Origin of the sequence: Xanthobacter sp. YC-JY1 (genome assembly GCF_021730305.1) — a bacterium.
Classification (GTDB): domain Bacteria; phylum Pseudomonadota; class Alphaproteobacteria; order Rhizobiales; family Xanthobacteraceae; genus Xanthobacter; species Xanthobacter flavus.
The window spans coordinates 154,698-181,141 of the sequence record NZ_CP032674.1 but is presented as its reverse complement, the minus strand read 5'-3'; the positions used below and the strand labels follow the sequence as shown (position 1 = coordinate 181,141).

The 26,444-nt window shown below is 67.6% G+C and carries 25 protein-coding genes and 1 other RNA gene; 19 read left to right on the top strand and 7 right to left on the bottom strand.

Translation table 11 applies throughout. The features are described 5' to 3' along the window. Positions 1–229: 229 nt before the first annotated feature. The 6 genes from ubiB to D7006_RS00860 form a co-directional block, all read right to left on the bottom strand. Positions 230–1,801: a 2-polyprenylphenol 6-hydroxylase gene (ubiB, locus tag D7006_RS00885; protein ID WP_237355205.1), complete on the bottom strand. Its 1,572-nt coding sequence runs from the start codon at positions 1,799–1,801 to the stop codon at positions 230–232. Between the two features lie 31 nt (positions 1,802–1,832). Then, positions 1,833–2,633, bottom strand: coding sequence for a bifunctional demethylmenaquinone methyltransferase/2-methoxy-6-polyprenyl-1,4-benzoquinol methylase UbiE (ubiE, locus tag D7006_RS00880; RefSeq protein WP_237356828.1), 801 nt, complete (start codon positions 2,631–2,633; stop codon positions 1,833–1,835). 115 nt (positions 2,634–2,748) lie between these two features. Continuing rightward, positions 2,749–2,955, bottom strand: coding sequence for a hypothetical protein (locus D7006_RS00875; RefSeq protein ID WP_169124894.1), 207 nt, complete (start codon positions 2,953–2,955; stop codon positions 2,749–2,751). A 222-nt stretch (positions 2,956–3,177) separates the two neighbouring features. After that, positions 3,178–6,681: a PAS domain-containing hybrid sensor histidine kinase/response regulator gene (locus D7006_RS00870; RefSeq protein ID WP_237355204.1), complete on the bottom strand. Its 3,504-nt coding sequence runs from the start codon at positions 6,679–6,681 to the stop codon at positions 3,178–3,180. Positions 6,682–6,784: 103 nt separating this feature from the next. Continuing rightward, on the bottom strand, positions 6,785–7,486 hold the full coding sequence (locus D7006_RS00865; RefSeq protein ID WP_237355203.1) for an alpha/beta hydrolase: 702 nt from the start codon (positions 7,484–7,486) through the stop codon (positions 6,785–6,787). A 70-nt stretch (positions 7,487–7,556) separates the two neighbouring features. Continuing rightward, positions 7,557–7,970 carry a MarR family winged helix-turn-helix transcriptional regulator gene (locus D7006_RS00860; RefSeq protein ID WP_237356827.1) on the bottom strand — a complete coding sequence of 138 codons (414 nt, stop codon included), beginning with the start codon at positions 7,968–7,970 and terminating at the stop codon, positions 7,557–7,559. 220 nt (positions 7,971–8,190) lie between these two features. Between D7006_RS00860 and D7006_RS00855 the strand changes: the two genes are divergently transcribed. Next, the gene (locus tag D7006_RS00855) at positions 8,191–8,619 is read left to right on the top strand and encodes an organic hydroperoxide resistance protein (RefSeq protein WP_237355202.1); all 429 of its coding nucleotides are present in this window, start codon (positions 8,191–8,193) and stop codon (positions 8,617–8,619) included. Positions 8,620–8,861: 242 nt separating this feature from the next. Here the strand turns inward: D7006_RS00855 and ffs are convergent. Beyond that, positions 8,862–8,960: signal recognition particle sRNA small type (gene ffs, locus D7006_RS00850), an RNA gene on the bottom strand. 130 nt (positions 8,961–9,090) lie between these two features. Between ffs and D7006_RS00845 the strand changes: the two genes are divergently transcribed. The 18 genes from D7006_RS00845 to D7006_RS00760 all read left to right on the top strand — a co-directional run bounded on the left by D7006_RS00845 (position 9,091) and on the right by D7006_RS00760 (position 26,299). After that, positions 9,091–10,668, top strand: coding sequence for a P-loop ATPase, Sll1717 family (locus D7006_RS00845; RefSeq protein WP_237355201.1), 1,578 nt, complete (start codon positions 9,091–9,093; stop codon positions 10,666–10,668). Between the two features lie 193 nt (positions 10,669–10,861). Continuing rightward, positions 10,862–11,968, top strand: a complete 1,107-nt coding sequence (locus tag D7006_RS00840; RefSeq protein WP_169124900.1) for a hydrogenase small subunit — start codon at positions 10,862–10,864, stop codon at positions 11,966–11,968. Continuing rightward, the gene (locus tag D7006_RS00835) at positions 11,965–13,779 is read left to right on the top strand and encodes a nickel-dependent hydrogenase large subunit (protein WP_169124901.1); all 1,815 of its coding nucleotides are present in this window, start codon (positions 11,965–11,967) and stop codon (positions 13,777–13,779) included. Before D7006_RS00840 ends, D7006_RS00835 begins: the two co-directional genes overlap by 4 nt. 12 nt (positions 13,780–13,791) lie before the next feature. After that, positions 13,792–14,547 carry a Ni/Fe-hydrogenase, b-type cytochrome subunit gene (gene cybH, locus D7006_RS00830; RefSeq protein WP_237355200.1) on the top strand — a complete coding sequence of 252 codons (756 nt, stop codon included), beginning with the start codon at positions 13,792–13,794 and terminating at the stop codon, positions 14,545–14,547. Positions 14,548–14,957: 410 nt separating this feature from the next. Next, positions 14,958–15,584: a HyaD/HybD family hydrogenase maturation endopeptidase gene (locus D7006_RS00825; RefSeq protein ID WP_237355199.1), complete on the top strand. Its 627-nt coding sequence runs from the start codon at positions 14,958–14,960 to the stop codon at positions 15,582–15,584. A 3-nt stretch (positions 15,585–15,587) separates the two neighbouring features. Beyond that, the gene (locus D7006_RS00820) at positions 15,588–15,920 is read left to right on the top strand and encodes a HypC/HybG/HupF family hydrogenase formation chaperone (RefSeq protein WP_237355198.1); all 333 of its coding nucleotides are present in this window, start codon (positions 15,588–15,590) and stop codon (positions 15,918–15,920) included. Further along, entirely contained in the window at positions 15,920–16,324 is a 405-nt protein-coding gene (locus D7006_RS00815; RefSeq protein WP_169124905.1) for a hydrogenase, read from the top strand. The genes D7006_RS00820 and D7006_RS00815 overlap by 1 nt, the downstream gene beginning before the upstream one ends. Positions 16,325–16,336: 12 nt before the next feature. Further along, on the top strand, positions 16,337–17,191 hold the full coding sequence (locus D7006_RS00810) for a hydrogenase expression/formation protein (RefSeq protein ID WP_237355197.1): 855 nt from the start codon (positions 16,337–16,339) through the stop codon (positions 17,189–17,191). 8 nt (positions 17,192–17,199) lie between these two features. Then, the gene (gene hybE, locus D7006_RS00805; protein ID WP_237355192.1) at positions 17,200–18,090 is read left to right on the top strand and encodes a [NiFe]-hydrogenase assembly chaperone HybE; all 891 of its coding nucleotides are present in this window, start codon (positions 17,200–17,202) and stop codon (positions 18,088–18,090) included. Beyond that, on the top strand, positions 18,087–19,061 hold the full coding sequence (locus tag D7006_RS00800) for a nickel-dependent hydrogenase large subunit (protein ID WP_237355190.1): 975 nt from the start codon (positions 18,087–18,089) through the stop codon (positions 19,059–19,061). The genes hybE and D7006_RS00800 overlap by 4 nt, the downstream gene beginning before the upstream one ends. Then, a complete protein-coding gene (gene hypA / locus D7006_RS00795; RefSeq protein ID WP_237355188.1) occupies positions 19,054–19,395 on the top strand; it encodes a hydrogenase maturation nickel metallochaperone HypA in 342 nt (113 codons plus the stop codon). Before D7006_RS00800 ends, hypA begins: the two co-directional genes overlap by 8 nt. Continuing rightward, complete coding sequence (hypB, locus tag D7006_RS00790) at positions 19,395–20,384, top strand: hydrogenase nickel incorporation protein HypB (RefSeq protein ID WP_237355186.1); 990 nt, start codon at positions 19,395–19,397, stop codon at positions 20,382–20,384. The genes hypA and hypB overlap by 1 nt, the downstream gene beginning before the upstream one ends. Further along, positions 20,381–21,856 (top strand): sigma-54 dependent transcriptional regulator, encoded by a 1,476-nt coding sequence (locus D7006_RS00785; protein WP_169124911.1) that lies wholly within the window; start codon positions 20,381–20,383, stop codon positions 21,854–21,856. Before hypB ends, D7006_RS00785 begins: the two co-directional genes overlap by 4 nt. 197 nt (positions 21,857–22,053) lie before the next feature. Beyond that, positions 22,054–22,353, top strand: a complete 300-nt coding sequence (locus tag D7006_RS00780) for a HypC/HybG/HupF family hydrogenase formation chaperone (RefSeq protein WP_237355184.1) — start codon at positions 22,054–22,056, stop codon at positions 22,351–22,353. An 11-nt stretch (positions 22,354–22,364) separates the two neighbouring features. Then, positions 22,365–23,489, top strand: a complete 1,125-nt coding sequence (gene hypD, locus D7006_RS00775; RefSeq protein WP_237355183.1) for a hydrogenase formation protein HypD — start codon at positions 22,365–22,367, stop codon at positions 23,487–23,489. Further along, positions 23,486–24,568: a hydrogenase expression/formation protein HypE gene (gene hypE / locus D7006_RS00770; RefSeq protein WP_256444951.1), complete on the top strand. Its 1,083-nt coding sequence runs from the start codon at positions 23,486–23,488 to the stop codon at positions 24,566–24,568. Before hypD ends, hypE begins: the two co-directional genes overlap by 4 nt. A 36-nt stretch (positions 24,569–24,604) precedes the next feature. After that, the gene (locus D7006_RS00765; protein WP_169124913.1) at positions 24,605–25,204 is read left to right on the top strand and encodes a HupE/UreJ family protein; all 600 of its coding nucleotides are present in this window, start codon (positions 24,605–24,607) and stop codon (positions 25,202–25,204) included. Between the two features lie 153 nt (positions 25,205–25,357). Continuing rightward, the gene (locus D7006_RS00760; protein WP_237355182.1) at positions 25,358–26,299 is read left to right on the top strand and encodes a phosphotransferase enzyme family protein; all 942 of its coding nucleotides are present in this window, start codon (positions 25,358–25,360) and stop codon (positions 26,297–26,299) included. Positions 26,300–26,444: the final 145 nt, after the last annotated feature.

Here is a 26,444-nt window from a genome sequence, read left to right as displayed (position 1 = left end):
GCAAGCAGCCGTTGGAGTGGATGCTTGAACGGGAGCGGAGCCGTCTTGGGGCCTGAATTAGTTTTGCTGGAAGGACAAAGCAATACGCGAAAAATATGCGAGTTGTTCTCAAGACGGCGCAGATGCTGCCCCGTCTCCGGAAAGAATTCGCGGTTTCCGGAACGTCCGGAAAGAACGACACGAAACGCAGGAATTCACATCCCGCAGCGGCAGGCTGCCGGTATCAGCGTCAGCCGATCCAGATGCCCAGCAGCGCCGCGGCGATCACCCACAGCGCCAGATTGCCCCAGAAGGCGCGCTTCGCCTCGGCGCGGCCGATGCCCTCCAGGGAGCCGGGAGAGAGGCGGATGCCGTCCCGCGTCGCCTCGTCCAGTTGCTCCACCACGCGCGCGGTGCGGGTGAGGAGGCCGGGCAGCGTGGCGGCGAAATGACCCATCTCGCCAAGGCCGGAGCCGGCGCGCTTCAACTGGCCGATGGGGCCAAGATTGCCGGCGATCCAGTCTTCCACCACCGGCTTTGCGGTTCGCCACATGTCGAGCTGTGGGTCCAGCGAGCGGGCGACGCCCTCCACCACCACCATGGTCTTCTGCAGCAGCAGCAGCTCCGGCCGGGTCTGCATGTCGAACAGGGCGGTGACTTCCAGGAGCAGCGCCAGCAGGCGCGCCATGGAGATCTGGTCGGCGGTGCGCGAGTGGATGGGCTCCCCGATGGCGCGGATGGCGAGGGCGAAATCGTCCACCGAATGGTGGAAGGGCACGTATCCCGCCTCGAAATGCACTTCCGCCGTGCGCCGCCAGTTGCGGGTGATGAAGCCGTAGAGGATTTCCGCGAGGAACCGCCGCTCCTTCACGCCGAGCCGGCCCATGATGCCGCAATCCACCACCACGAGGCGGCCCTGCGCATCCACGAACAGGTTTCCCGGATGCATGTCGGCATGGAAGAAGCCGTCGCGCATGGCCTGCCGCAGGAAGGTCTGCATGACGATGCGGGCGATCTCCTTGGGATCATGCCCGGCGGCGATGATGGCCTCCTTGTCGGAGAGCTTGATGCCGTCGATCCACTCGGTGGTCAGCACCTCGCGGCCGGAGCGGTCCCAGTCCACGCGGGGGACATGGACTTCCGGATCATCCTGCGTGTTCTCGGCCAGCTCCGCATAGGCCGCGGCTTCCAGGCGCAGGTCCATCTCCATGGAGACGGAGCGCGCGAGGGTGTCCACCACCGTCTCCAGCCGCAGGCGGCGGGCCTCGGCGAAATTGTGCTCGGCGAAGGCCGCGATGCGGCGGAAGGTGCCCATGTCGGAGGCGAAGCGGCGGTTCACCCCGGGCCGCAGCACCTTCACCGCCACCACGCGGCGCTCACCGTCCGGCTCGATCACTTCCGCCTTGTGCACCTCGGCGATGGAGGCAGCGGCGACGGCCGGACCGAACACGGCGAAGACGTCCTTCACCGGCCGCTCGAACGTGTCGGCGACGGTCGCCTCGGCCACGGCCTGCCCGAAGGGCGGCATGCGGTCCTGAAGCACCTCGAGGTCGCGCGCCACGGAGGCGCCCACCACGTCCGGCCGGGTGGCGAGGAACTGGCCGAGCTTCACATAGGACGGGCCAAGGCGCGACAGCGCGGCCGAGAAGCGCGCGCGCCGGTCGCCGGCATCCTTGCGGGCAATCAACTTGGAGATATCAAGCAGCGGGCGCGCCAGCGGCGGCGCGGCGGCCGGCGAGACGAGCGAGAGCACGCCCTCGCGGGCGAGCACATAGCCGGCGCGGGCGAGGCGCCAGGCATCGGCGACGAGAAGGAAGATCATGGCCGAAGCCTCCGGCCGCAGGGAACCGCCATCAGACGCGGAAGCCCGAATGCAGGGCCACCACGCCCCCGGTCATGCGGGTGAAGGTGACGCGGGCGAACCCAGCCTCCCGCATCATGCCCGCAAACGCTTCCGCGGTGGGGAAGCGGCGGATGGATTCGACGAGATACTGGTAGGGCTCGGCATCCCCCGCCACGCGCTTGCCGATCTCCGGGATCACGCGGAAGGAGAAGGCGTCGTAGACCTTGTCCAGCAGCGGCACGTCCACCTTGGAGAATTCCAGCACGAAGGCGCGACCGCCCGGCTTCAGCACGCGGCGCATCTCGCGCAGGGCAAGGTCGATGCGTGGCACGTTGCGGATGCCGAAGGCGATGGTGACGGCGTCGAAGCTCATGTCCGGGAAGGGCAGCGCCTCGGCGTTGGCCTCCTGGAAGGCGACGCGATCGGCAAGGCCGCGCTTCTCGGCGCGCTCGCGGCCCACCGCCAGCATGTCGGTGTTGATGTCGGCGACGATGGCCTCGGTGCCCGGGCCACCGGCCTCGACCACACGGAAGGACACGTCGCCCGTGCCGCCGGCGAGGTCAAGCAGGTGGAAGGGTCGCGCGCCCTGCGGCGGGCGTACCTTGGACACCAGCGCATCCTTCCACGCCCGGTGCAGGCCACCGGACATGAGGTCGTTCATGATGTCGTAGCGCCGCGCCACCTTGTGGAACACATCGTCCACCAGCGCCTGCTTCTCGGCGAGGGGCACCGTGCGATAGCCGAAATGGGTATCAGCCGAGGTGCCGCGGGTCTCGTCGCCTGTTGCCGGGGCGGAATTGAAGTCCGTCATCTTGTTTCTGGCCACGCGCTGTTGCCGTTCGGGCGCGACCTTATCGGATGATGCCGCACGGCGCCATAAAGCCGGCGTCGCAGCCGGACCGGCCCTGTGGGGCCGGCCTCAAGCGTCAGTTGCCCTTGGGGCCGCGGGGGTGCCGGGCGATGCCGGTCACGTCGAATTCGAGTCCAGCCTCGGTGTAGCGGGAATTGGCCGGCGCCTCATCCGCGGCCTTGCAGCCACGCGAGGAGAAGCTCAGGGGGAAGCGGAGACGGCGCTTGCGGGCGTCGATCTCTTTCCGCAGCGGGAAGACGGGAACGTTGATCGTGATCGTCATAGCCACGCTCCAAAAGTATTCGCGCGTCGAGTTAAGCGTGGAAGTGTTACAAATCTTAACGAGCTGTTAACACTTCCATGCAGCGGAGGCGTGCTTCTATGGCACGTCCCCATAACGCTGGCTGAAGGCGGCGTTTATTGGGCGTTCATGGGGATGAACGAGGGCTTAATCGCGAAGGCGGGCGCATGTGGCGGAAAGGGCGCTCGTAAAGCCGGCGAAAGACTATTCGGCGGCGGCGCGCGCGATGCGCCAGTGGGCGAGAATCGCCCGGAGCGCCGCGGGCTTCAGCGGCTTGTTGAGGATCTCCATGTCCGCCGCGCGGGCCGCGTCGCGCACCTTCTTGGAGCGGTCGGCGGTGATGAGGACGGCCGGTATTTTCCCCAGTTTCCACCTCAGCGACATGATCGCCTCGATGCCGTGGCCGCCGTCGAGATGGTAGTCCACCAGCGCCACGTCGGGCTTCTTGCGGCGGTGGCGGACCGCCTCGATGGCGCCCTGCGCATTGGCGGCGGTGATGACGTCGCAGCCCCATCCGGTGAGCAGCATCTGCATGCCCTCGAGGATGGTCGGCTCGTTGTCGATGGCGAGTATGGTGAGGCCGTCCAGTTGCGCCCCACGGCGCGCGGGGCTGGGCGCCGCCTCGCGCTCCTCCGGCATGGAGACCGCCACCGGCAGTTCCACCGTGAAGGCCGAGCCCTTGCCGTGCGTGGAGCGCAGCGCCACCGGATGCTCCAGCACCCGCGCGATGCGCTCGACGATGGAGAGGCCGAGACCGAGGCCCCGCGCCGCCTTCGCCCCTTGGTCGAGGCGCTGGAACTCCTGGAACACCAGCTTGTGCTTGGAGCGCGGGATGCCGACGCCGGTATCGTAGACCTCTACCCGCAATTTACCCCCCACCCGCCGGCAGCCGACGAGGATGCGGCCGCGCTGGGTGTACTTCACCGCATTGGAGACGAGGTTCTGCAACAGGCGGCGCAGCAGCCGCCGGTCGGAGCGCACGGCCAGCGAACAGGGCAGGAAGGTGAGTTCGAGGTTCTTCTCCCGCGCCAGCGGGGCGAATTCCGTCTCCAGCGGCTTCAGCACGTCGGCGATGCGGAATGCGGAGAATTCCGGGCGCATGACGCCGCTATCGAGGCGGGAGATGTCGAGCAGGGCGCCGAGGATCTCCTCCACCGATTCCAGCGAGGCATCGATGTTGCCGGCGAGGCGTTCCTCCTCCGATCCCTTGGCCCGCTCCACCATGCTGGTGGCGTAGAGGCGGGCGGCGTTGAGAGGCTGGAGGATGTCGTGGCTGGCGGCGGCGAGGAAGCGCGTCTTGGAGAGATTGGCCTCGTCCGCCTCGGCCTTGGCCAGCTCCAGCGCGCCGTTGAGGCGCTCCAGTTCCTCGGTGCGCTCGCGCACGCGCTTTTCCAGCGTCTCGTTGGCGCGCTCCAGAGCGAGCGCGGCCTCCACGCTGGCGGTGATGTCGGTGAAGGTCACGGCGATGCCGCCGTCGGGCATGGGGTCCGATCGCGCCTCGATGACCGCGCCGCGCTGGTGCAGGCGCTCGGAGAAATCAGGGTCCGGGGTCACATAGCGGGCGACGCGAGCCGAGATGTCGCCCGCCACGTCCTCGTCGGCGGGGGCGGCGGCGAGAATGTCGGTAAGCGGCACGCCCACCGCATAGCATTCGCCGGGGAGGTCGAGCATCTGGCCGAACTGGCGGTTCCAGCACACGAGGCGCAGGTCGCGGTCGAACACGGCGATGCCCTGGCGCACGTGGTCGATGGCGCTCTGCAGCAGCTCGCGATTGTACTGGATGGCGGCGGAGGCATCGTCCAGCAGCTTCAGGGCCGCCTTGGTGGACACCGCGCGCTTGCGCAGCAGCAGCGAGAGCACGAGGCGGGAGGAGGCCGCGCCGACAGCCGAGGCGAGCAGGTGCTCGGCATGGCGCACCATGCCCGCATCCGCCTCGCGGTGGGTATCGAGCGCAAAGCCGTGCTGGCGGGCGTAGCTGTCGAAGGCGGCGCGGGCGCGCTCGGCGCCGAGATAGCGCTCCACCGTCGCCATCAGCTCGCCGAGGGAGACCGAGGAGCGCCAGCGCAGGAAGGCGGGTCGCGCCGGCGGCCGGTCGCCTGTCCCCGCGAACAGGCGCGCCTGCGTCCGCTCGATCTGCGAGGGGCGGGTGAGGAAGGAGACGATGACCAGCACCAGCGTGTTCAGTCCGAGGCTCCAGGCGACGCCGTGGGCCAGCGGCCCGGCGGTGAGGCCGAGGAGCGCGGTGGGGCGCAGCAGGGAGATGCCGAACGGCCCGTTCTGGAGCACGCCGGCGGAGATCAGACCCGCCTCGGCAAGGCTCGGCATCATGAGCGTATAGGCCCAGGTGGCGCCGCCCACGACGATGCCGGCGATGGCCCCGGCCGCGGTCGCGCGCTGCCAGATCAGCCCGGCGGCGAAGGCCGGCCCCACCTGCGCGATGGCGGCGAAGGAGAGGAGGCCGATCTGCGCCAGCTGCGCCTCGCCGGTGGTGCGGTAATAAAGATAGGCGAGCAGGACGATGGCGAAGATGGAGATGCGCCGCACCATCAGCAGCAGGCCGGTCATGTCTTCGCGCGGCTCGCCCTCCGGCTTGGCGGCGCGACGGCGCAGCACCAGCGGCATCACGAGGTCGTTGGAAACCATGATGGCGATGGCCACGCACTCGACGATCACCATGGCGGTGGCCGCCGAGAGCCCGCCGACGAAGGCGAGCAAAGCGAGGCTGTCGAAGCCGGCGGCGAGCGGAACGGCGAGCACGTAGACGTCGCTGTCCACGAGGTTGAGCGGAAACAGAGTCATGCCCGCGAGGGCCAGCGGCACCACGAACAGGTTGATGAGCACGAGATAGAGCGGAAACAGCCAGCGGGCGCGGCGGATCTCGCTCTCGCCCTTGTTCTCCACCACGGCCACATGGAACTGGCGCGGCAGCAGCATGAAGGCGCCGCCGGACAGGATGGTCATGGTGAGCCAGTTTTCCAGCGACAGCCCGCGCTCGAACGGCGCCACCGCGCTCGCCTCCCGCGCCGCGTACCAGAGCGAGAACGGCCCGTCGAAGATGACGAAGGTGACGAGCAGGCCGACGCCCAGGAAGGCCGCGAGCTTCACCAGCGATTCGGTGGCGATGGCCAGCATCAGGCCGTTCTGGTGCTCGGTGGCGTCGGTGTGGCGGGTGCCGAACAGGATGGCGAAGGCCGCCATGGCGCAGGCGACGAACAGCGCAAGGTCGCCCACCAGCGTGCCGCGCCCGTGCTCCCCGGCGAAATGCCCGAGCAGCGCCACCAGCGAGGCCGAGACCGCCTTCAGCTGCAGCGAGATGTAGGGGATGGCGGCGATGATGGCGACGATGGCGACCAACGCCGCAATGCCCTGGTTCTTGCCGTAGCGGGCCGCGATGAAGTCCGCGATGGAGGTGATGTTGTTGGCCTTGGCGAGCCGCACCACGCGCAGGAACAAAGGCGCGCCCACCGTCATCAGGATGATGGGGCCGAGATAGATGGTGAGGAAGTCGAAGCCCTGGGTGGTGGCGAGGCCCACGGAGCCGAAGAAGGTCCAAGAGGTGCAGTAGACCGCCAGCGACAGGGAATAGATCATCGGCCGCGCGGCCCCGCGGCCCGCGCCCGGGCGCAGCCGGTCGCCATAGCTCGCGATGGCGAACAGAAGGCCGATATAGGCCAGTGCCACGAAGATGACGACCGACGCCTGAAGCATGATCCCCGCCCGGCCCCCCAACCGGAAACCGCCATTCTTGCTCTGTTTGGAGCGACCTCATCACTTCGTAGGGGGCTTGTCCAGCGGGTGGATCAAAGCCGGCTCACGGCGTGGCGGGCGCGGCGGCGGGCTCCAGGAAGAAGGCGACCGCGAGGCCCACCACCGGCGGCTGCCAGGCGTGGGGGCCGTTGTATTCCATGTAGGTCACGTCGTAGCCCGCTTCCTTCAGCAGGGCCGTGTGCGCGCGGCCGGAGCGCTGCACCGGAATCTGCTCGTCGTTCACCCCGTGGGAGATGAAGACGCGCGGCGCCCCGCTCTGGCGCTGGACGGACATGAAACCCGCCGAGGAGACGATGAGGTGGGTGACGAAATGGCCGTTGGTGAGGCCCAGCGAGAGGGTGTAGCTGCCGCCGTCCGAATGGCCGGCGAAGCAGATGCGCGTGGGGTCGATCTCAAAATGCCGGGTGACGACGGCGAGCGCCGTCTCCAGCCGCTCCCGGTCCGGGCCGTTGCCGGCGATCACGATGTCCCAGGTGGGGAAGACCGATTGCGGCACCAGCAGCAGGAAGCGGTGGGTGAGCGCGTGCTGCTCCATCATGGGCAGGATCTTGTGCGCGCTGCCGCCGCCGCCGTGGAACAGCACCATCAGCGGCACGGATTGCCCCGGCTCCAGCCCCTCCGGCACCACCAGCAGCGCATCACGCTCCGCCGACAGGCCGAGAGTGTGATGGCCGGGGGCGAGGGGCGGCAGGTCCGGCGCGGCGGGGGCGAAGGTGACATGGCCGGCGAGTTGGGGATCGAGCATGGCGGCCTCCCGGATATTCTGGCGTTTCCGCATGCGGTGTACCGTATACAAGAGCGAAAATGAAGCCGCCTCAGGCCTTTGCGGCCGTCTCCAGCGTCTCGCGCAGGGCGGTGACCTCGCGCTGGAGGCGGACCACGTCGGCGAGGTCTAGGCCGGTGGCGGCGAGGATGCAGTTGGGGATGTGGCGGGCCTTTTCCTGCAATGCCAGGCCTTTGGGGGTGAGCTTCACCCGCACCACCCGCTCGTCGGCGGGGTCGCGGCGGCGGGAGACGTAGCCGAGGGCTTCCAGCCGCTTCAGCAAAGGCGTGAGGGTGCTGGATTCCAGCCCCAGAGCGGTGCCGAGGCTGCCGACGGTGCGGTCGTCCTCGGTCCACAGGCTCACCATGGCGAGATATTGCGGATAGGTGAGGCCGAGGTCGTCCAGCAGGGGCTTGTAGACCCGGTTGAAGGCGTGGTTCGCGGCATAGAAGGCGAAACACACCATGTTTTCCACCGGGATCAGTCCGGGTTCAGCAGGTGTCAGCTGGGGTGTCGGTTCGGGTGTCAGTTCAGGCGTCTGTTCGGACATGGCGGGCCTCGTAGGCTCCCCTTCAGATAAATCGCGCACGATAGGATCGCAACCGCTTGACGGCCGCCATCGGCTCGGCTATTTAAGTCGTACACGATTTAATCGTTCACAAGTTAATAACCCACAGGAGAGCTCCATGCCCGTCAACGTCCTCTACTCCACCTCCGCCCGCGCCACCGGTGGCCGCGATGGCCGCTCCGGCACGCTGGACGGCAATCTCGAAGTCAAGCTCGTCACCCCGAAGGAGCTGGGCGGCCCCGGCGGCGAGGGTGTGAACCCCGAGCAGCTGTTCGCCACCGGCTATGCGGCCTGCTTCCTCGGCGCCATGAAGTTCGTGGCCTCGCAGGGCGGCACCGCGAAGGTGCCGGCGGATGCGACCGTCACCTCCACCGTGGGCATCGGCCCGCGCTCGGAAGGCGGCTTCGGCCTGGAGATCGCGCTGGCGGTGTCCCTGCCCGGCGTGGACCGCGCGGCCGGCGAGGCGCTCATCGCCAAGGCGCACGAGGTGTGCCCCTATTCCAACGCCACCCGCAACAATATCGACGTGAAGCTCAGCCTCGTCTGAACCTATCCCGCCCTACTGCCCCGACCCGGCGCCGCCGCTCTCCCCCCGGAGGGCGGCGGTGTTGTTTTACGGGGTGTGTCTTCGTGGCCTTCGCTCAAGCGCCGCGCGGGCTTAAGGGGGGCACCGCTCAAACGCCGCGCGGGCTTGGCCCGCCCCCGGACGCGCGGCGGCCGACGCCCGAAACGCCATCAGGCGCGACGGCCATCAAGGCCGCGCGCCGGTGCGTGTTCTCTAAGGAAAGGGGTGGGAGGCTGGACGAAGACCCGAGACCGGTCTCGTTGGGGCTGCTTCCTTCCGGACCTGACCCGGTTGGCGAGTGGCTCGTCCACCGCCAACCTCCCACGCGCTATATGGCAGGGGGAGGGGTGGGATGCAAGGGGGTGGCGGCGTGTGCACTCACGCTCTCAAGATTGCAAACCAGCGGCCACTATCGAAATATGCGAGTAATCCATGCGATGATTCGGAGGGGCCATGTCGTCTGAGTTCCTGTCGGGTTTCGGATTCGACAAAGACCCGTTTGCATCGACGAATGCTGCGGACGAGCCCACCATCGACCAATATTTTGTTGAGCCCCCGTTTTTTCCAGCAGTCGTCGGCGACCCCAGAACACCAAAAAGTAACGTCGTCTTTGCCCCCCGTGGCGGCGGGAAGACAGCGCAAAAGATTATGATTGAAAAGAAGAGCGCAGAGCCTGAATCAAATTTCTTGTGCATATCTTACGACACATTCCCGATTGACAGCCTGCCAAGGGAGAAAAAAGTCTCTGTAGAGTTCCATTTGAACAATATATCTAGGACTCTGTTGATTGCAATTCTACTTGAAATTGAGAAGGGAAAGATTGATCCGTCACAAATAGACGCAACTGATAAAATGCTTCTGGTGCAGACATCAAGAGAGCTTTTGGGGCCACTTACTTCTGAAAAATTCAAGGAATCTATTAGCTCCATTAAGTCAATGGACGATATAGCTTACGACTTGTGGAAGAAGTATGGCGGAACTATTACCGGCTTGATTAATGCTATATCAGCTAAGTATGAATTCGGAAAACTTGAAAATATAGCACCAGATGTTAAAATGGCATCTGAGAGCATCCGGTTCAAATTCTCGTCGCTCGTTGCTTTTGTTCGAAAGATAGGATTCACTTCTGTTTATATATTGGTTGATCGTGTTGATGAAATAACATTTACAGCAACCGATGCGGAGCGCGCATTTGAATTTCTCGAATCTGTTTTAATTGATCTTCCACTTCTCGAAACACCAGGGGTTGCGTTCAAATTCTTCCTTTGGGATAAGGTGAAGGAGCACTATCAAGCTGCCGGGGGACGGCCAGACCGCCTACTGGAATATACCCTCAACTGGTCAGTCGACGAGTTGGAAAAGGTACTTCAACGCCGCCTTGAAAGCTACTCGGGCGGCCGAGTCAGTCGGCTCGATCAGCTGTTGGCCGATAATCAACCGTACAACATGCACAAGCTTGTCGCTTATTTTGCCTACGGTTCTCCTAGAGATATGGTCCGAATCTGCAAAAAAATAATCGACGAACACACCCGAACGGGAAGATTTACTTCTAAAATTGAGTATCGGACGATTAAATCGGCAATAATGGCATTTTCTGCTGAGCGAGCGCGAGAGCTGTATGGTGAGCATTTTTCTGATATAAAGAAAGTTGATCTTTTAACGTTCACAATTAGCACGCTATCAAACGACGTCTTTCGTATATCGCAGCAAGCGGCCCGATCTAAGGTTCAAAAATGGCAAGCATCTGGTGCCGTTTCTAAGATTGGAGACGTTCCAAACCCCGGAAATAGGCCACAATATCTCTATGGGATCGTTGACCCAAGGCTGGCTGTGGCTGCTGTGTCGGACGTTAGTCTCGAGGAGGCTGTTGAGAGTTTTCTTGTCCTTTGCCCTCATTGTCAAAGCCTGCGGATCGCCGCTGAAGGCGACATCACTTGCCCCAGCTGCCAGGGCAGTTTTAAGGCCGAGGATGCAGCGACCCTTGCAGACGTTATCGGTATTTTTGCTGGATCAGCACAACTCGATCTATAAGCCCCGATAACCCCCTTTCCACCTCCCCCCTCAAACCGCTCACCCCCCATCCACCCCTTCCGCCCCACCACCGCACCCAACCCCCTGAAATCCCTCACCCTCCCCCTCTGGCACACCCCTTGCTGAAACGGTTCCAATCCCCCGGCCTCGACGTCGGTGAGGAGGACAAGGTCAGCCAAGGGGGGACGCCTTTATGGCCCTCGAGACGTTCTATGAGGTCATGCGGCGGCAGGGCATCACCCGCCGTTCGTTCCTGAAATACTGCTCGCTCACGGCGGCGGCCCTCGGCCTCGGGCCGGAGTTCGCGCCGCAGATCGCCATGGCCATGGAGACCAAGCCGCGCACCCCGGTGCTGTGGCTGCATGGCCTTGAATGCACCTGCTGCTCGGAGAGCTTCATCCGCTCGGCGCATCCTCTGGTGAAGGATGTGGTGCTGTCGATGATCTCGCTCGACTATGACGACACCCTCATGGCCTCCGCCGGCCATCAGGCGGAAGCGATCCTCGACGAGGTGATGACCAAGTACAAGGGCAACTACATCCTCGCGGTGGAGGGAAACCCGCCGCTGAACGAGGATGGCATGTATTGCATCATCGGCGGCAAGCCCTTCGTGGACCAGCTGAAGAAGGTGGCGAAGGACGCGAAAGCCATCATCTCCTGGGGCTCCTGCGCCTCCTATGGCTGCGTGCAGGCCGCGCGCCCCAACCCCACCCGCGCCACGCCCGTGCACGAGGTGATCTTCGACAAGCCCATCATCAAGGTGCCGGGCTGCCCGCCCATCGCCGAGGTGATGACCGGCGTCATCACCTACATGCTCACCTTCGACCAGCTCCCCGCCCTCGACCGCCAGGGCCGGCCGCTGATGTTCTATTCCCAGCGCATCCACGACAAATGCTATCGCCGGCCGCACTTCGACGCCGGCCAGTACGTCGAGAGCTTCGACGACGAGGGCGCGCGCAAGGGCTATTGCCTCTACAAGGTGGGCTGCAAGGGCCCGACCACCTACAACGCCTGCTCCACCGTGCGCTGGAACGACGGCGTCTCCTTCCCCATCCAGGCCGGCCACGGCTGCATCGGCTGCTCGGAAGACGGCTTCTGGGACAAGGGCTCGTGGTATGCGCGCCTCGCTGACCTGAAGGGCTCCGGCTTCGGCGTGGAAGCCAATGCGGACCAGGTGGGCCTGATCGCCGCCGGCGCGGTGGGCGCGGGCGTCGCGGCCCATGCCGCCATCAGCGCGCTGAAGCGCGCCCAGCACAAGAACACCGACGGTGCCCAGAAGACCGAGGGAGGCGAGAAGTGACCATCCAGACGCCGAACGGCTTTTCCCTCGACACCTCCGGCAAGCGCATCGTCGTCGATCCGGTCACCCGCATCGAAGGCCACATGCGCTGCGAGGTGAATGTCGATTCCAACAACATCATCCGCAACGCGGTCTCCACCGGCACCATGTGGCGCGGGCTGGAAGTGATCCTCAAGGGCCGCGACCCGCGCGACGCCTGGGCCTTCGTGGAACGCATCTGCGGCGTGTGCACCGGCTGCCACGCGCTCACTTCGGTGCGCGCGGTGGAGGATGCACTCCAGATCAAGATCCCCAACAACGCCTTCCTGATCCGCGAGATCATGGCCAAGGTGCTGCAGTGGCACGACCACGTCGTCCACTTCTACCACCTGCACGCACTGGACTGGGTGAACCCGGTGAATGCGCTCAAGGCGGACCCGAAGGCGACTTCGGTGCTGCAGCAGTCCATCTCCGCCCACTCCAAGTCCTCGCCCGGCTATTTCCGCGACGTGCAGAACCGGCTGAAGAAGTTCGTGGAGAGTGGACAGCTCGGCATCTTCAAGAACGGCTATTGGGACAACCCGGCCTATCTGCTGCCGCCGGAAGCGGACCTGCTGGCGGTGACGCACTATCTGGAGGCCCTCGACTTCCAGCGCGAGATCGTGAAGGTCCACACCATCTTCGGCGGCAAGAACCCGCATCCAAACTATCTTGTCGGCGGCGTGCCCTGCGCCATCAACATGAACGGCGACATGGCCGCCGGCGCCCCGCTCAACATGGAGCGGCTGAACTTCGTCAAGCTGAAGCTTCAGGAAGCCTTCGAGTTCTCGCAGAACGTCTATGTGCCGGACGTGATCGCCATCGCGAGCTTCTACAAGGGCTGGCTCTATGGCGGCGGCCTCTCCGGCCAGAACGTCATGGACTATGGCGATTACGAAGCCATCCAGGGCCAGAAGAAGACCGACCGCCTGCCCGGCGGCGTCATCCTCAACGGCAACTGGAACGAGGTGCACCCCATCGACCCGCGCGACCCGGCGCAGGTGCAGGAGTTCGTGGCGCACTCCTGGTACACCTACGGCGAGGGCAACAACGACAAGGGCCTGCATCCGTGGGACGGCGTCACCGACCCGCAGTACAAGCTCGGCCCCAACGCCAAGGGCACCCGCACCAACATCGAGGCGGTGGACGAGAACGCCAAGTATTCCTGGATCAAGGCGCCGCGCTGGAAGGGCAATGCGGTGGAGGTGGGCCCGCTCGCCCGCTACATCCTCGCTTATGCCCAGGGCGTCGATTACGTGAAGGGGCAGGTGGACGAGGCGCTCGGCACGTTCAACACGCTCGCCGGCACCAACCTCACCGCCAAGCAGGCGCTGCCGACCACCATCGGCCGCACCCTCGCCCGGGCGCTGGAGGCGCATTACTGCGCCAAGATGATGCTGGACGACTTCGACCACCTCATCGCCAACATCAAGGCCGGCGACACCTCCACCGCCAACATGGAGAAGTGGGACCCCGCCACCTGGCCGAAGGAGGCCAAGGGCGTCGGCACCGTGGCGGCGCCGCGCGGCGGCCTCGGCCACTGGATCAAGATCAAGGACGGGCGGATCGAGAACTACCAGTGCGTGGTGCCCACCACCTGGAACGGCGGGCCGCGTGATCCCAAGGGCAATATCGGCGCGTTCGAGGCCTCCCTCATGAACACGCCCATGCAGCGCCCCGAGGAGCCGGTGGAGATCCTGCGCACCCTCCACTCCTTCGACCCGTGCCTCGCCTGCTCCACCCACGTCATGTCCGACGACGGGGCTGAGCTGGCGCGCGTCACCGTGCGCTGAGGGGAGGCGGCCATGACGGACACCTCCCTCTCCCCCGGCACCGCCCCTCCGGCGGCGCCCCCCACCGAGGTCGCGCGGGTGATCGCCGGTGGAAAGAAGCTGACCACCGTCTATGTCTATGAGGCGCCGGTGCGCCTGTGGCACTGGGTGAATGCCCTGTCCATCCTGGTGCTGTGCGTCACCGGCTACTTCATCGGCTCGCCCTTCCCCACCCTGTCGGGCGAGGCGAGCGCCCATTACCTCATGGGCACAATCCGCTTCGTGCACTTCGCGGCGGGCTATATCCTCGCCGTGGGCTTCCTGGGGCGCATCATCTGGGCGTTCTTCGGCAACAAGTACTCCCGGGAGCTGTTCACCTTCCCCTTCTGGCGGAAGAGCTTCTGGAAGGGCTTCTTCACCGAGGTGCAGTGGTATGCCTTCCTCAAGCCGCGCCCGCTGAAGTTCGTGGGGCACAATCCGCTGGCGCAGGTGTTCCTGTTCTTCGTGATGGTGCTGGGCCTCGCCTTCATGATCCTCACCGGCTTCGCCCTCTATTCGGAGGGCACGGGGCTCGGCTCGTGGCAGGCGAAGCTGTTCGGCTGGGTCATCCCGCTGCTGGGCGGCTCCATGCAGGTGCACACGCTGCATCACCTAGGCATGTGGGTGATCATCGTGTTCATCATCATCCACGTCTATTCGGTGATCCGCGAGGACATCATGTCCCGCCAGTCCATGGTCTCGGCCATCACCAACGGCCACCGCACCTTCCGGGACGACGATCCGGACTGAGCGGCCACGGCCGACCGGACAGGGCCAGAACGACAAGAGGGCGTGGCTTCGGCTGCGCCCTTTTTCGTGGGCCGGGCTCCGGCGCAGGACGGCCGGCAGACATGGTGCGACGCATTCCACTTCGCGCTGCACCTGCTAACGATCGTCGCAGGCATGCCCTCTCCCGAACCGGCGAAAACCCATCCCGGATGGCGGAATATGGAAATCAAGATTCCATTTTCAGCCAATATCGATCACACTCCTTACAATATCGGCCAGCAACCCCGCCCCACCCTCTCTGCCCACTGTTGATCCGAATCAACCGGTTGGCCGGCTTCCAGCCGGATTGGCACGGTCCTTGATTTAGTCGAACTCGAAATCAGACGGCGGCAGACCGTCGTGGGAGGCCATCGCAGGGAGGGCGGCGTCGCATGGACGGCGAACGGATTTGCGCGCGCATTCTGGTGCTCGGCATCGGCAACATCTTGTGGGCCGACGAGGGCTTCGGCGTGCGGGTTCTGGAAACCCTGGATCGCGCCTACACTTTCCCCGAGCCGGTGACGCTGCTCGATGGCGGCACCCAGGGCCTCTATCTCCTGCCCTATCTCGAAGAAGCTGAAGGCGTCGTCATCGTCGATGCCGTGGATTTCGGCTCCCCGCCGGGCACCGTCCACATCCGCGCCGATGCCGACGTGCCGGCCGTGCTCGCTGCCCGCAAGGTGAGCCTGCACCAGACCGGCTTCCAGGAAATCCTCGGTCTTCTCGCGCTGCGCGGCCACACACCCGGCCGCATCGTGCTGGTGGGTGTGCAGCCGGAAGTGCTGGACGATTATGGCGGCGGCCTCACCGCCACCGTCGCCGCGCAGATCGAGCCCGCCGCGCGCAAGGTGCTCGCCATCCTCAAGGACGAGTTCGGCATCGTGCCGGAACCCCGCGCGGGTGAAGGCTCGCTCGTCACCGCCGCAGTCGCCCGCGATCCCTATGAGACCGAGCGCCCGAGCGCCGAGGACGCCTGCCGCATCGGCGATGCGCGCGTGCTCGTTCGGGGTGAGGCCTGAGCCATGTGTCTCGGCCTGCCCATGCGCATCGAACGCCTCGAAGGCCCCTACGCGCTCTGCTCGGCCGAGGGGCGGGAGGAGCGGGTGGATCTCTCCCTCGTGCCCGAGGCCGGGGTCGGCGATCACGTCCTCGTCTTCCAGGGCACCGCCCGCCGCCGTCTCGATGCGGAGGAGGCGCAGTTGATCACCGAAGCCCTCTCCGGCGTCGCCGCCATCATGGCGGGGGAGGCCGACACCGCCCTCATCGACCGCGCCTTCGCCGATCTCGTGGACCGCGAGCCGGTCCTGCCGCCCCATCTCGCCGCGGCCTACGCCGCCGGCCGAAAGGAAGCCTGATGCCCCCGGTCGCCGCCCCCGATCTCCACCCCCTCGTCCGCCGCCTCAGCGAGGCCGGCGCCTGGCCCTCCGTCGAGACGCTGGAGGATGCCGCAACCCTCGATGCCCGCGACCATTTCCTGTTCCTGCCCTCCCACGGCAAGGCGCATCTGGAGAGCCCGGACATCGCCGTGGTGCTGCCCGAGCTGGTGAAGGCGCTGGGCGGCCAGGAGGCCATCGGCATCGCCATCGCCGGTCCCAAGGCGGAAGCGGCGCTGCGGGAAACCATGAGCCTCGCGCTCCCCGCCATCGTGGTGCTGCGCGCCGGCCAGCCGGTGGGCGCCATCGCCCGCATGCGGGACTGGGACGAATATCTCGACAAGCTCCGCGCCCTGCTCGCCGCCCCCTCCGCCGCCACCCACTGAAGGCTGCCCCCAATGTCTTCGTCCCCCTTCGCCACACAGCCCCCCATCGGCTTCGGCCCCGGCAGCCAGTCCACCGCCGAGGACGAGGGCCTCGCCTATCTCCAGATGCCCTCGGGCATGCGCACCTTCGAGGCGCCCTTCATCGAGGTCGAGGACAAGGACCGCTACGCCCCCGCCTTCGCCGTGCTGGAGGAGGTGATCGCCGCGCTGGAAAGCTGGCAGCCGGGCGAGAGCCGCATCATCGACCTCGCCCATCTCGACGCCGCCAACGTCGCTTTGGTGGACGAGGCCATGGGCGAGGGTGAGGTGGCGGTGAAGGTGGAAGGCCGCGGCGATGCCCGCGCCATGGAGATCCAGGAAGCCACCTTCGCCGGTGTCTGGCGCCTGCGCGGCGCGGCGGGCACCGACCGCATCGAGATCGGCGCCTTCCCGCGCGGTGCGCTGGTGCGGGCGTTCGGTGGTGGCGCGGGCATCGACCTCTCCGGCCTCGATGTGCCCGCCCCCGGCATCTTCAACGCCCCGGCTCTGCTGGTGGAGATCGACGACCGCTCCCGCAACCGCCAGCCCGGCGATGGCGCCCACGTCATCAACCTCTCCCTGCTGCCGCACACGCCGGAAGACCTCGCCATGCTGGACGCGCGCCTCGGCCCCGGCGCGACCACCGTGCTTTCGCGCGGCTACGGCAATTGCCGCATCGACGCCACGGGCACGCGGCACGTCTGGCGGGTGCGCTTCTACAATTCGCAGGACATGCTCATCCTCGACACCATCGAGGTGAGCGAGGTGCCGGAAGTGGCCTGCGCCGCCCGCGAGGACATCGCCGATTCCGCCGAGCGCCTCGTCGAGGTGCTGGCGGCCATGCGGTGAGGCAAGATATGTCCCAGCACAGCTTCTTCGACGGCTCCTATCTCGGCGATCGCGCGCGGCTTGCCCCCACCGCGCGGCTGGAATGCAAGGTCTGCTGGCACGTCTACGACCCCGCCGAGGGGTGCGAGGCGTGGCAGATTCCCCCCGGCACGCCGTTCAACGCGCTGCCTGATCACTGGCGCTGCCCGGTCTGCGACGGCGCCCGTGATGCCTTCATGGTGCTCGATGGCGGCACGCCGGACCTGCCGGCCGTGATGCGCCCCTCGCTGGTCGATCCGGCGCTGGAGCGCCAGCTCGCCGAGGCGCCCGGCCTGTTCGAGGCGGTGTTCCGCGAGATCCATGCGGCGAAGATGAAGGGCGTGCCCTTCGTCAACGGCACCCTCGGGGTGAAGGCGGTGGGCTTCCGCATCCATGCAGGGCGGGTGATGGGCGTGCTGGTGACGCCCTGGTTCATGAACATCGTGCTCCTGCCCAACGCCGCCGACGACTGGTCGCAGCTGAGGACCGGCGAGAAGGAGCTGATCGACTTTCCCTCGGGCACCTACGAGTTCCTCGCCGCCAACCGGCCTGAGACCGGTCCCTACAAGGCCTGCTCGCTGTTCTCCCCCATGTTCGATTTCTCCTCCATGCTGCAGGCGGTGGAGACGGCCGAGGCGGTGATGCCCGGCCTGCTCGATGCCGGCAACCGGGAGGACGGCACCCGCTCCGGCGAAATCCGCCGCCGGGCGGAGGCCGAGGAAGCCGCCCGTGTCGCGGCCGAGACGGCCGCGGCCGCCCCGGAGACCGAGGCTCCCCGCCGCGAGGCGCCGGCGGAACTGTCCCGCCGCTCGCTCATCCTCGGCCCCCGCGCTGGCACGGAAGACCTGCGCGCGGAAGAAATGCGGGACGGCGCGGCATGAACTCGCGCGCGCCCCTGCCCCGCGCACTCCGCAGCCTCACCCTCGTGCCGGACGGGCGCGCGGGCGGCTGGCGCGTGGCGCGGGAGGAGGGGCCGGACCCCGCAGCGGCCCTTATCGGCCGCACGCCGGAGGAGGCGGCGCGGCTCGCCCCCCTCGTCTTCAACCTGTGCGGCGCGGCCCATGCCTTCGCCGCCCGCTCCGCGCTCGGCCTGCCCGTCGCAGCCGATGCCGCGATGATGGCGCGCGAGACGGTGCGCGACCACGCGCTCGCCCTTCTCCACACCTTGCCGGTGGCGCTGGGCATGGCGCCGGACCGCACTGCGCTGGCCCTCCTCGCCCGGCCGGACGGCGCCGCCTTCCATGCGGCTCTGGTGGGGGACGCCAGCGACCTGTCCTCTTTCTCCCCCGCCGAGCTGGAGACGTGGCTCGCCGCGGCGCCGACGCCCACCGCCCGCGTCTTCGCCCGCATCCGCGAGGCCGATCCCGCGGAAGGGCGCGTGCATCTGCCGGAGCTGAGCGCGGACGTGCTCGCGGCCACCCTCACGCGGCCCCCCGCCGCCATCGGCTCCCACCGCGAGACCGGGGCGCTGGGGCGCGTCGCGGCGACGCCGCTCATGGCCGCGCTGCTCGCGTCGGAAGGGCCGAGCCTGTTCGTGCGCCTCCTTGCCCGGCTGGTGGATGGCCTTGCCCATCTCGCCCCCCGCCCTGCGCCGCCCCTTCCGGCCGGCATTGCGCCGGCCGCGCGCGGGCTGCTCGGGCATCGGGCGGCGGTGGAGGCTGGGCGCGTGAAGGCCTATCGCATCCTCTCCCCCAGCGCCTGGAACCTCGCCCCGGGCGGACTTCTGGAGCGGGCCTTCGCCGCCCTTTCCCCCGGCTGGCGGACGCGGTGGCTTGCGCCGCTGCTCGTTTGCGCCATCAATCCCTGCGTGCCCGTCACCCTCTCCTTCGCCACGGAGCCCGCTTATGCATGAGATGGCCGTGTGCGAGAGCCTGCTCTCGGCAATGGAAGAGGCGGCGAAGGCGCAGAATTTCTCGCGCGTCACCCGCGTGCGCCTCGCCATCGGCCGCTTCGCCGGCATCGAGGTGGAAGCGCTGCGCTTCGGCTTCGACGTGGTGACGAAAGGCTCGCTGGCGGACGGCGCCGAGCTGGTGGTTCTGGAGGAGGACGGCACCGCCTGGTGCTTCGACTGCTCCGACACCGTGCCGCTGGCCCACCGCCTCGCCCCCTGCCCAAAATGCGGCGGGGAACGGCTCGTGCCCAATGGCGGCACCGAGATGAAGATCAAAGACCTGGAGGTGATGTGATGTGCACGGTCTGCGGCTGCAGCGGCGACGGCGCCACCATTTCCGAGGCCCACGGCCATTCCCACGATCACGCCCATCCGCACACCCACACCCATGCGGATGGCACCACCCACAGCCATGCGCACGGGCACGATCACGGCCATGGGCATGACCACGACCATGGTCACCACCATCATCACCACGACGATCACGCCCCCGCGCCCGACGCCGGCACGCTGGACTATGGCACCGGCCCCGCCCGCGCCCATGCGCCGGGGCTCTCCCAGGCGCGCATGGTGGAGATCGAGACCTCCATCCTCGCCAAGAACGACGATTATGCCGGCCGCAACCGCACCCGGCTCGATGCTGCGGGCGTGCTGGCGCTGAACCTCCTCTCCGGCCCCGGCGCCGGCAAGACCACCCTTCTGGTGGAGACGTTGAAGGCGCTTTCCGGCCGCATCCCCTGCGCCGTCATCGAGGGCGACCAGCAGACCGACAACGACGCCGCCCGCATCCGCGCGGTGGGCACCCCGGCGGTGCAGATCAACACCGGCAAGGGCTGCCACCTCGACGCCCACATGGTCGGCCACGCGCTGGAAAAGCTGCCCTTGCCGCCCGGCGGCGTGCTCTTCATCGAGAATGTGGGCAACCTCGTCTGCCCCGCCGCCTTCGACCTCGGCGAGACCAAGCGCGTCACGTTGATCTCGGTGGCCGAGGGCGAGGACAAGCCGCTCAAATATCCCGACATCTTCGAGGGTGCCGACCTCGTCCTCATCACCAAGGCCGACCTTGCGCCTTATGTGGATGCGGACATGGCGACGCTGGAGGCCAACATCCGCCGCATCAACCCGACGGCGGACATCCTCACCACCTCGTCCCGCGGCGAGATCGGCCTCGCCCGCTGGATCGCCTGGCTCGAAGCCGCCCGCGCCGTCCGCCTCAACGACCTTGCGAGCGCCCGCGAAGCGGAAGCTTCGGCCCTGCGCGCGGCGGCGGGAGGCGCGCGATGAACCGGCGCCCGGCCATCCTCGTTGTGGATGACGAGCCGCGCTCGGTGGAGGTCATCGCCCGCGTGCTGGACGAGGAGTTCGACGTCTTCACCGCCCTCAATGCGGAGGAGGCGCGGCGCATCCTGGAGAATGAGTGGATCCAGGTGATCTTCTGCGACCAGCGCATGCCGCAGACCTCCGGCGTCGCGCTGCTCACCGAAGTGCGCGAGCGCTGGCCGGACATCTTGCGCATCATCGTCACCGGCTACACGGAGCCGGAGGACATGATCGGCGCCATCAACGACGCCGGCATCTACCAGTTCATCCCCAAGCCCTGGCATCCGGACCAGCTGCTGCTGGCCGCGCGCAATGCCGCGCACCTGTTCCAGCTCCAGCGCGACCATGAGCGGCTCAATCTGGAGATGAAGCTCACCGCCTCCAATGCCGAGGCCCGCCTCGGCGCGCTGGAAGCGCGGGTGAAGCAGAATTTCCACTTCGACACCTTGGTGCGCGCCCCCGGCAGCCCGCTCTCGCAGGTCTGCACCCGCGCGGCTCAGGTGGCCACCTTCGACGTGCCCGTGTTGATCCATGGCGAGACCGGCACCGGCAAGGAACTGCTCGCCCGCGCCATCCATTATTCCAGCCTGCGCTCGGACCGGCCCTTCTTCGCGGTGAATTGCGGGGCGATCCCGGACGAGTTGCTGGAATCCGAGCTGTTCGGCCACAAGAAGGGCTCGTTCACCGGCGCCCACGTGACCCGCATCGGCCTGCTCGACCAGGCGGACGGAGGCACCATCTTTCTCGACGAGATCGGCGACGTCTCCCCCGCCTTCCAGGTGAAGCTGCTGCGCTTCCTGCAGGAGGGCGAGATCCGCCCCGTGGGTTCCAACGAGGCGAAGCGGGTGAATGTCCGCGTGCTCGCCGCCACCCATCGCGACCTCAAGGGCGAGGTGGCCCGTGCCCGCTTCCGCGAAGACCTCTATTATCGCCTCTCGGCCATGGTGCTGACCCTGCCGGCGCTGCGCGAGCGACGGGCGGACATTCCGGTCCTCGCCCAGAGCGTGCTCGATGCGCTCTCCAGCCAGCACGGCAAGCGCGTGCGCGGCTTCAGCGAGGAGACCCTCGCCTGCATGTCCGCCTATGACTGGCCGGGCAACGTGCGCGAATTGCAGAACGAAATCACCCGCATGCTGGTGCTCGCCGAGCGCGACAGCCTCTCCGCCGATCTCCTCTCCCCCCACGTGGTGCGCGCCGCCGCGGCCGAGACGCGGGCGCCGGAGACGCTGGCCAATTCCTCCATCTCCTTGCCCGACAGCGGACCGCTGAAGGACCGCATCGAGCGCATGGAGGCCACCATCCTCACCGAAACCCTGGTGCGCTGCCGCTGGAACAAGAGCCGCGCGGCCGAGGAGCTAGGCCTCTCCCGCGTTGGCCTGCGCGCCAAGCTCGACCGCTACGGCATCGCCCGCGGTGGGGCGTTTGGCCAGCATTGAGGGGATGGGGATGGACGCAAACGTCGATGAAGCCGAAGCCGCCGTCATGCCCGGCCTTGTGCCGGGCATCCACGTCGACCCGACTGCGTACCTGTTCGTCCTTTGTGCCCGGCCGATCCACGTGGATGGCCGGGACAAGCCCGGCCATGACGGATTGTTCGTAACCCCTCCCCCGCCTCGCCAGTAGGAGCCAGCCCATGTGCCTCGGCATTCCCGGACAGATCGTCGCCGTCGCCGACGCGGAGGCCATGCTGTGCGTGGTGGACGTTTCCGGCGTCCGGCGCACCGTGGACGTGGTGTGCGTGGCCGAGCCCGGCGCGCCGCTGGACGACCTCGTGGGCGCCTGGGTGCTGGTCCATGTGGGCTTCGCCATGAGCCGCATCGACGAGGAGGAGGCCGCCGCCACCCTCAAGGTGCTCTCCGAGATCGGCGAGGCGGCGGCCGAGATGGAAGCGCTCACCCAAGGCAGCGTCGAGCTGCTTTCCACCCCGCGCTGAGGAGGACGGACATGCGCTTCGTCGACGAGTTCCGCGACCCCGCCCTCGCCTCGGCCCTGGTGAAGGAGATCGGCGCCATCGCCGCCCGCCTCGAGCGCGGACGCGACAAGCCCTTCGCCATCATGGAGGTGTGCGGCGGGCACACCCACGCCATCTTCCGCTATGGGCTGGAAGGCCTGCTGCCCGACCTCGTGGAATTCGTCCACGGCCCGGGCTGCCCCGTCTGCGTGCTGCCCATGGGCCGGGTGGATGATTGCGTGGACATCGCCGAGCGGCCGGAGGTGATCTTCACCACCTTCGGCGACGCCATGCGCGTGCCCGGCTCGAAGAAGAGCCTGCTGCAGGCCAAGGCCGACGGCGCCGACGTGCGCATGGTCTATTCGCCGCTGGATGCGCTCACGCTGGCCAAGCGCAACCCCGACCGCGAGGTGGTGTTCTTCGGCCTCGGCTTCGAGACCACCATGCCCTCCACGGCGCTGACCGTGCAGCGGGCCCTGCGCGAGGGCGTGACGAACTTTTCCCTCTTCTGCAACCACATCACCATCATCCCGACGCTGCGCGCTTTGCTGGAGCAGCCGGACCTCGGCATCGACGGCTTCATCGGGCCCGGGCATGTCTCCATGGTCATCGGCACGGCGCCCTATCGCTTCATCGCGGAAGAGTTCGGCCGGCCGCTGGTGGTGTCGGGCTTCGAGCCCATCGACCTCCTGCAATCCCTGCTCATGGTGCTCCGGCAGATCGAGGCCGGTCAGGCGCGGATCGAGAATCAGTATGCCCGCGTCGTGCCGGAGCACGGCAACCCGGCCGCGCTCCGGGCGGTTCAGGAGGTCTATGAGCCACGCGAGACGTTCGAGTGGCGCGGCCTCGGCTCCATCGCCGGCTCGGGCGTGCGGCTGACGGCGCCCTATGCGGCCTTCGATGCGGAAAAGCGCTTCTCCGTGCCGGACATCAAGGTGGCCGATCCCGCCCAGTGCCGCTGCGGCGAGGTGCTCACCGGCGCCGCAAAGCCGTGGGCCTGTCCGGAGTTCGGCAAGGGCTGCACGCCGGAGACGCCGCTCGGCGCGCTGATGGTGTCGTCCGAAGGTTCTTGCGCGGCTTACTATCAATATGGCGGTATACGGGGAGAGGCCGCATGAACATCTCGACCGCCATCCCCGTCGCACCCCCCGCTGCCGCGCGCCGGCGGCCGCTGACGCAGAAGATCGTGACGCTCGCCCATGGCGGCGGCGGCAGCGCCATGCGTGATCTCATCGATGACGTGTTCCTCTCCGCCTTCTCGGGCGCGGGTCGCGCCGCGCCGGAGGATCAGGCCCGCTTCGACCTCGCCGCCCTGATGGCGCGGGGCGACCGGCTCGCCTTCACCACCGACGGCTTCGTGGTGGACCCCCTGTTCTTTCCCGGCGGCGACATCGGCAAGCTCGCCGTGTGCGGCACGGTGAACGACCTCGCGGTGGGCGGGGCGAAGCCCGTGGCGCTCTCCTGCGCCATCATCATCGAGGAGGGGCTGGAGGTGGAGACGCTGCGCCGCGTCGTCCATTCCATGGCGGAGACGGCCCATGCGGCGGGGGTGGACATCGCCACCGGCGACACCAAGGTCGTGGCGCGCGGCGCCTGCGACAAGCTCTTCATCACCACCACCGGCATCGGCGTCATCCGCGCCGGCCTCGACGTGGGCGTGACGAAGGCGCGGCCGGGCGACCGGGTGATCGTCAACGGCCTGCTAGGCGACCACGGCGCCGCCATCCTCAACGCCCGCGGTGATCTCGCCCTCGAAACCGCCATCGCGAGCGACTGCGCGCCCTTGAACGGCCTCATCGACACGCTGATCGCCGCCGCCCCCGGCCTGCGCATGATGCGCGACGCCACGCGCGGCGGCATCGCGGCGGTGGTCAATGAACTTGCCGAGGCGAGCAAGGTCGGCGTGCGGCTCGACGAACTGAGCCTGCCCATGCGGCCGGAGGTGATGGGCTTCTGCGAGATCCTCGGCCTCGACCCGCTCTATCTCGCCAATGAGGGCAAGATCCTCGCCGTGGTGCCCGCCGGGGAGACGGAGGCGGCGCTGGCCGCGCTCCGCGCCCATCCGCTGGGCCGCGAGGCGGCGGTGATCGGCGAGGTCACGTCCGAGCGGCCCGGCCGGGTCGTCATGAGAACGCGCTTCGGGGGCGAGCGCATCGTCGACATGCTGGTCGGCGATCAACTGCCCCGCATCTGCTGAACCCTTTTCAAACCTTCAAACACCGGGGAGACTTTCATGCACCGCACAATCCGCACGGCAGCCGCCGCTGCAGCCTTGACCCTCCTGCCGCAGCTCGCCTTCGCCCATACCGGCGTCGGTGACGTCCACGGCTTCAGCCACGGCTTCGCCCACCCCCTCGGCGGCCTCGATCACCTGCTCGCCATGGTGACTGTGGGCATCTTCGCCTGGCAGCTGGGCGGTCGCGCCGTGTGGGCGGTGCCCGCCACCTTCGTCGGCCTGATGGCCGTGGGCGGCGCGCTCGGCATCTCCGGCATCGACGTACCCTTCGTGGAGCTGGGCATCGCGCTCTCGGTGATCGTGCTCGGCGGCGTAGTGGCCTTCGGCGTCAAGGCGCCGCTGGCGGCGGCCATGGCCATGGTCGGCTTCTTCGCCATCTTCCACGGTCACGCCCACGGCGCCGAGATGCCGGCGGACGCCTCGGGCCTTGCCTACGGCCTCGGCTTCATGTCGGCCACCGCGCTCCTCCACGTGGCCGGCCTCGGACTCGGCATGGCCATCGGCCGCTTCGGCGAGCTGCATGGCGAGAAGTTCGTGCGCGGCGCGGGCGCGGCGGTGGCGGTGGCCGGCGTCGGCATCCTCGCCGGGCTCGTCTGAGCCCCGCGCGGCGCCTGAGCGAAGCCAATCGGCGCCGGTCGCAGGCCGGCCCCGATGGTGCGCGCCCTCCAACATGCTATAGCGCCCGTCCGACACGCTTGAGAGGCCGGACGGGTGCTGTACGACGAGGCATATCTGGCGCGGACCGAAGAGATGGTTCGCGCCCATCTGCCGGACTGGGGCCTGCCGCCGGACGCGGCGCTCCAGCTCCTCTCCATCTCCGAGAACGCCACCTTCCGCGCCACCGCCGGCCCGCAGGACATCGTGGTCCGCGTCTACCGGCCGGGCTATCACGAGGCGGCGGAGATCCGCTCCGAACTCGCCTGGATCGCCGCGCTGCGGGCCGACGAGGTGGTCCCGACCCCCGCCATTCTCCCCACACGCGATGGCCACCTCCTCAACGAGGTCGGGCAGGACGGCGCCCCGCGCCGGCTGGCCGCCTTCGCCTTCGTGCCCGGCGGCGAGCCGCAGGAGGGCGCGGACCTGCCGGGCTGGTTCCGCCGCCTCGGCGCCTTCCACGCCCGGCTCCACGCCCACGCCAAAGGCTGGCGGCGACCGGAGGGCTTCACCCGCAAGGTGTGGGATTTCGAGAGCACGCTGGGCGAACGCCCGCTCTGGGGCGATTTCCGCGCCGCGCTGGGGCTGGATGCGGCCGGCCGCGCGCTGCTGGAGCGCACGGCGCTTGCCTTGAAGGACCGGCTCGCGCCGCTCACGACACCGGATAGCTTCGGCCTCATCCATGCGGACCTGCGCCTCGCCAACCTGCTGGCGGACGGCGACAGCCTGACCCTCATCGATTTCGACGACTGCGGCTTCTCCTGGTTCCTCTACGACTTCGCCTCGGCCGTCTCCTTCATGGAGCATTCGCCGCTGGTGCCGGCCCTGAAGGATGCGTGGGCGGACGGCTACCGCACCCTCGCCCCCCTGCCGGCGGATGCCGACGCGCAGCTCGACGTGTTCGTGATGCTGCGCCGGATGCTGCTCACCGCCTGGGTCGCCTCCCACGCCGAGACGCCGACCGCCCAGGCGATGGGCGCGCCTTATACCGCCGGGACGCTCGCGCTGGCCGAGGATTTTCTGACGCGGCGGGGGTAGCCATCCTGGCCCCTTGCACCGCCGTCATCGCCCGGCTTATCCGGGCGATCCACGGTTGGACGGGTTCGGGTTTCCGGACAGCGCGCAGGCGGATGGGTGGATCGCCCGGACAAGCCGGGCGATGACACGCAACGATGACCCATCA

What these genes read in the sequence shown, in the direction of transcription:
- ubiB (WP_237355205.1), bottom strand. Translation starts at nt 1,801, where the DNA reads ATGATCTTCCTTCTCGTCGCCGATGCCTGGCGCCTCGCCCGCGCCGGC.
- ubiE (WP_237356828.1), bottom strand. Translation starts at nt 2,633, where the DNA reads ATGACGGACTTCAATTCCGCCCCGGCAACAGGCGACGAGACCCGCGGC.
- D7006_RS00875 (WP_169124894.1), bottom strand. Translation starts at nt 2,955, where the DNA reads ATGACGATCACGATCAACGTTCCCGTCTTCCCGCTGCGGAAAGAGATC.
- D7006_RS00870 (WP_237355204.1), bottom strand. Translation starts at nt 6,681, where the DNA reads ATGCTTCAGGCGTCGGTCGTCATCTTCGTGGCACTGGCCTATATCGGC.
- D7006_RS00865 (WP_237355203.1), bottom strand. Translation starts at nt 7,486, where the DNA reads ATGCTCGATCCCCAACTCGCCGGCCATGTCACCTTCGCCCCCGCCGCG.
- D7006_RS00860 (WP_237356827.1), bottom strand. Translation starts at nt 7,970, where the DNA reads ATGGTGTGTTTCGCCTTCTATGCCGCGAACCACGCCTTCAACCGGGTC.
- D7006_RS00855 (WP_237355202.1), top strand. Translation starts at nt 8,191, where the DNA reads ATGCCCGTCAACGTCCTCTACTCCACCTCCGCCCGCGCCACCGGTGGC.
- D7006_RS00845 (WP_237355201.1), top strand. Translation starts at nt 9,091, where the DNA reads ATGTCGTCTGAGTTCCTGTCGGGTTTCGGATTCGACAAAGACCCGTTT.
- D7006_RS00840 (WP_169124900.1), top strand. Translation starts at nt 10,862, where the DNA reads ATGGCCCTCGAGACGTTCTATGAGGTCATGCGGCGGCAGGGCATCACC.
- cybH (WP_237355200.1), top strand. Translation starts at nt 13,792, where the DNA reads ATGACGGACACCTCCCTCTCCCCCGGCACCGCCCCTCCGGCGGCGCCC.
- D7006_RS00825 (WP_237355199.1), top strand. Translation starts at nt 14,958, where the DNA reads ATGGACGGCGAACGGATTTGCGCGCGCATTCTGGTGCTCGGCATCGGC.
- D7006_RS00820 (WP_237355198.1), top strand. Translation starts at nt 15,588, where the DNA reads ATGTGTCTCGGCCTGCCCATGCGCATCGAACGCCTCGAAGGCCCCTAC.
- D7006_RS00815 (WP_169124905.1), top strand. Translation starts at nt 15,920, where the DNA reads ATGCCCCCGGTCGCCGCCCCCGATCTCCACCCCCTCGTCCGCCGCCTC.
- D7006_RS00810 (WP_237355197.1), top strand. Translation starts at nt 16,337, where the DNA reads ATGTCTTCGTCCCCCTTCGCCACACAGCCCCCCATCGGCTTCGGCCCC.
- hybE (WP_237355192.1), top strand. Translation starts at nt 17,200, where the DNA reads ATGTCCCAGCACAGCTTCTTCGACGGCTCCTATCTCGGCGATCGCGCG.
- D7006_RS00800 (WP_237355190.1), top strand. Translation starts at nt 18,087, where the DNA reads ATGAACTCGCGCGCGCCCCTGCCCCGCGCACTCCGCAGCCTCACCCTC.
- hypA (WP_237355188.1), top strand. Translation starts at nt 19,054, where the DNA reads ATGCATGAGATGGCCGTGTGCGAGAGCCTGCTCTCGGCAATGGAAGAG.
- hypB (WP_237355186.1), top strand. Translation starts at nt 19,395, where the DNA reads ATGTGCACGGTCTGCGGCTGCAGCGGCGACGGCGCCACCATTTCCGAG.
- D7006_RS00785 (WP_169124911.1), top strand. Translation starts at nt 20,381, where the DNA reads ATGAACCGGCGCCCGGCCATCCTCGTTGTGGATGACGAGCCGCGCTCG.
- D7006_RS00780 (WP_237355184.1), top strand. Translation starts at nt 22,054, where the DNA reads ATGTGCCTCGGCATTCCCGGACAGATCGTCGCCGTCGCCGACGCGGAG.
- hypD (WP_237355183.1), top strand. Translation starts at nt 22,365, where the DNA reads ATGCGCTTCGTCGACGAGTTCCGCGACCCCGCCCTCGCCTCGGCCCTG.
- hypE (WP_256444951.1), top strand. Translation starts at nt 23,486, where the DNA reads ATGAACATCTCGACCGCCATCCCCGTCGCACCCCCCGCTGCCGCGCGC.
- D7006_RS00765 (WP_169124913.1), top strand. Translation starts at nt 24,605, where the DNA reads ATGCACCGCACAATCCGCACGGCAGCCGCCGCTGCAGCCTTGACCCTC.
- D7006_RS00760 (WP_237355182.1), top strand. Translation starts at nt 25,358, where the DNA reads ATGGTTCGCGCCCATCTGCCGGACTGGGGCCTGCCGCCGGACGCGGCG.